The organism is Pseudonocardia lacus (assembly GCF_018531445.1).
Taxonomy (GTDB): Bacteria; Actinomycetota; Actinomycetes; order Mycobacteriales; family Pseudonocardiaceae; genus Pseudonocardia; species Pseudonocardia lacus.
The window spans coordinates 1-3797 of record NZ_JAHDTH010000371.1; the positions used below are offsets into that span (position 1 = coordinate 1).

Annotated in this window: 2 protein-coding genes; one reads left to right on the forward strand and one right to left on the reverse strand. The window is 72.6% G+C overall.

Translation table 11 applies throughout. The features are described from left to right. Positions 1–118: 118 nt before the first annotated feature. On the reverse strand, positions 119–754 hold the full coding sequence (locus tag KIK08_RS37910; protein ID WP_308258149.1) for a mycothiol-dependent nitroreductase Rv2466c family protein: 636 nt from the start codon (positions 752–754) through the stop codon (positions 119–121). A gap of 164 nt (positions 755–918) precedes the next feature. On the opposite strand from KIK08_RS37910, the gene pepN reads away from it, so the two are divergent. Next, positions 919–3486 (forward strand): aminopeptidase N, encoded by a 2568-nt coding sequence (gene pepN / locus KIK08_RS37915; RefSeq protein ID WP_214408138.1) that lies wholly within the window; start codon positions 919–921, stop codon positions 3484–3486. Positions 3487–3797: the final 311 nt, after the last annotated feature.

Below are 3797 nucleotides of genomic sequence, written 5' to 3' on the forward strand. Positions count from 1 at the left end.
CGCTGCGGGCGCTGCGTGTTGACCCCGGGGTCCCGACGCCTGCTCGAAAACAGCAGGTCGCAGGCCAAAAGCGGCCCGAGACCGCTTCCACCCCCGGGGTTGACAAGACCGTTCCACATCAGTCGAACGCGGGGTCCTCGGTGCGGGTCCGCTTCAGCTCGAAGAAGTGCGGGTAGTTGGCCAGCAGCCGGCTGCCGTCGAACACCCGGCCGGCGTCCTCGCCGCGCGGGATGCGCGAGATCACCGGGCCGAAGAACGCCACCCCGTCGATGTGGATGGTGGGCGTGCCCACGTCCAGGCCGACCGGCTCCATGCCCCTGGCGTGGCTCTCGCGCAGCTCGGCGTCCAGGTCGGTGCTGGTGGCGGCCTCGGCGAGGGACGCCGGCAGCTCCAGCTCGGCCAGCGACTCCTTGATGACGACCTCGAAGTCCTTGTTGCCCTGGTTGTGGATCCGCGTGCCCATCGCCGTGTAGAGCGGCTCGAGGATCTCCGGCCCGCGCTCCTTGGCCGCGGCGACGGCCACCCGGACCGGGCCCCAGGCGCGGTCCATCATCGCCCGGTAGTTCTCCGGCAGGTCGCGGCCCTCGTTGAGCACCGCGAGGCTCATCACGTGCCAGTCGATCCGCACGTCGCGGACCTCCCGCACCTCCAGCATCCACCGCGAGGTGATCCACGCCCACGGGCAGAGCGGGTCGAACCAGAAGTCCACCTGGGCGGTGCCGGAAGGTGTCGTGCTTGCGTCGGTGCTGGTCACAGCGTCTCCGTTCGAGAGAGTGCTCACTCGTCAACGCCAACCCGCGACCGTCCGCGAGGATTCCCGCCCTCCGCGAGGCCGCCGCTGGATCTCACCGGCATCCGCCGCCGGGTCGTGGTTGGATCGCGGACACCGACGACCACCCGAAGGAGCTCGGACAGCGCATGGCCCCGCCCAACCTGACCCGCACGGACGCCGAGCGGCGGGCCGCCCTCCTGTCGGTCGACGACTACGTGGTCGAGCTCGACCTGACCGACGGCGGCGGCAAGCCCGGTGACGCCACCTTCGCCACGACCACCACGGTCCGCTTCACGTGCCGCGAGCCGGGCGCCGACAGCTGGATCGACCTGGTCGCCGCCGACGTGGCGTCGGCGACGCTGAACGGCGAGCCGCTCGACCTGTCCGGCTACCGCGAGGAGGACGGCATCGCGCTGCCCTCCCTCGCCGCCGAGAACGAGCTGCGCGTCGAGGCGACCGGCCGGTACATGAACACCGGCGAGGGCCTGCACCGCTTCGTCGACCCCCTCGACGGCGGCGTCTACCTGTACTCCCAGTTCGAGACGGCCGACGCCAAGCGCATGTTCGCCTGCTTCGACCAGCCCGACCTCAAGGCCCGCTACACGGTCACCGTCGCCGCCCCGGCCGACTGGCGGGTGGTCTCCAACGCCGCCGTCGAGTCCACCGGCGACGGCGAGGGCGGCGCCGTCGTGCACCGCTTCGCGACCAGCGAGATCATGTCGACCTACCTGGTGGCGCTCATCGCCGGCCCGTACGCGGCATGGCACGACGAGTACCGCGACGAGCACGGCAGCATCCCGCTGGGCATCTACTGCCGGGCATCGCTGGGCCAGTACATGGACGCCGAGCGCCTGTTCACCGAGACCAAGCAGGGCTTCGACTTCTACCACCGCAACTTCGGCGTCCGGTACCCGTTCGGCAAGTACGACCAGCTGTTCGTCCCGGAGTTCAACGCCGGGGCGATGGAGAACGCCGGCGCGGTCACGTTCCTGGAGGACTACGTCTTCCGCTCGCGCGTCACACGGTCGGTCTACGAGCGCCGGGCCGAGACCGTGCTGCACGAGATGGCCCACATGTGGTTCGGCGACCTCGTGACCATGCGCTGGTGGGACGACCTGTGGCTCAACGAGTCGTTCGCCACCTTCGCGAGCGTGCTGTGCCAGGCCGACGCGACGGAGTACAAGCAGGCCTGGACGACGTTCGCCAACGTCGAGAAGTCCTGGGCCTACCGGCAGGACCAGCTGCCCTCCACGCACCCGATCGCCGCCGACATCCCCGACCTGCAGGCCGTGGAGGTCAACTTCGACGGCATCACCTACGCCAAGGGCGCCTCGGTGCTCAAGCAGCTGGTGGCCTACGTCGGGCTGGAGCCGTTTCTGGCCGGGCTGCGCGCCTACTTCTCCGCGCACGCCTGGGGCAACGCCACCTTCGACGACCTGCTGGGCGCGCTGGAGGAGGCGTCCGGGCGCGACCTGTCCGGCTGGGGCGCGCAGTGGCTGCGCACCACCGGGCTCAACCTGCTGCGCCCGTCCTTCGACGTCGACCGGTCCGGTGCGTTCGCCCGGTTCGAGGTCGTGCAGGGCGGCGCCCGGCCGGGCGCGGGCGAGCTGCGCACGCACCGGCTCGCCGTGGGCGTCTACGACGACGACGGCGCCGGCAGGCTGGTGCGCACGCACCGCGTCGAGGTCGACGTCAGCGGCGAGCGCACCGCGGTGCCCGAGCTCATCGGCGTCCCGCGCGGCAAGCTGGTGCTGGTCAACGACGACGACCTCACCTACTGCGCGCTGCGGCTCGACCCCGACTCGCTGACCACCCTGGTCGACCGGATCGGCGACATCGCCGAGCCGCTGCCGCGCACGCTGTGCTGGTCGGCGGCCTGGGAGATGACCCGCGAGGCCGAGCTCAAGGCCCGCGACTTCGCCACCCTGGTGGCCGGCGGGTTCGCCGCGGAGACCGAGGTCGGCGTGCTGCAGCGGCTGCTGCTGCAGGCCCAGACGGCGACCGCGTCCTACGCCGACGAGCAGTGGGCCGCCGAGAGCGGCTGGCCGATGATCGTCGACGCGCTGCTGCGCAGGCTGGCCTCCGCGGAGGCGGGCTCGGACACGCAGCTGGCCACGGTCAACGCCCTCACCTCGTGCGTGCTGTACACGACGGTGCTGGAGCAGTTCCGGCTCTGGCTCGACGGGCGGGACGTCCCGCCGGGGCTGACCGTGGACACCGACCTGCGCTGGCGGCTGCTGCACGCGCTCGTCGCGCACGGCCACGCCACCGAGGCCGACATCGACGCCGAGCAGGAGCGCGACCCCACCTCCACCGGGCAGCGCCAGGCCGAGCGGGCCAGGGCGTTGATGCCCAGCGCCGCGGCCAAGGAGCGGGCCTGGAACCGCGCCGTGCACGACGACGACATCCCGAACGCCGTGCAGGAGGCGATCATCTCGGGGTTCGCCCACCCGTCGCAGCGCGGGCTGCTGGGCGGCTACGTGGAGCTGTACTTCGCCCAGGTCGCCGAGGTGTGGTCGCGGCGGACCAGCGAGCGGGCGCAGTCGGTGGTCGTCGGGCTGTTCCCGTCCTGGGCGGTGGACAAGTCGACGGTCGAGGCCGCCGACGCCTGGCTGGCCGACGCCTCGCACCCGCCCGCACTGCGCCGGCTGGTCTCCGAGGGCCGCGCCGGGATCGTCCGGGCCCTGGGCGCCAGGGAGTTCGACCGCAGCTGACCGGCGTGCGCGGGGGTCGCGGTCCTGATCGCGGCGCCCGCGCACGGCCCGGCTGGTTCACGTGCTGTGACCGGACCCGCCCGGGTGTCACTCGATGCGGTTGTTCGACGACAGCGCGTTAACAACCCGCCCCGCGGCGGACGAAACTCCCCGGTGACGGCCGCGCGGCCGGGACGGGGGCAACGGCTGTGTCGCAGGGGCGGGGTTCGGCGGACGGCGCGACCGCGCTGGCGGAGCGGCCCTACGGCGGCCCGCGCGGCGGCGAGGCGCTGGCCGCCCGGGTCGCCCGGGACCCGGGCGCCCCGCTGGCC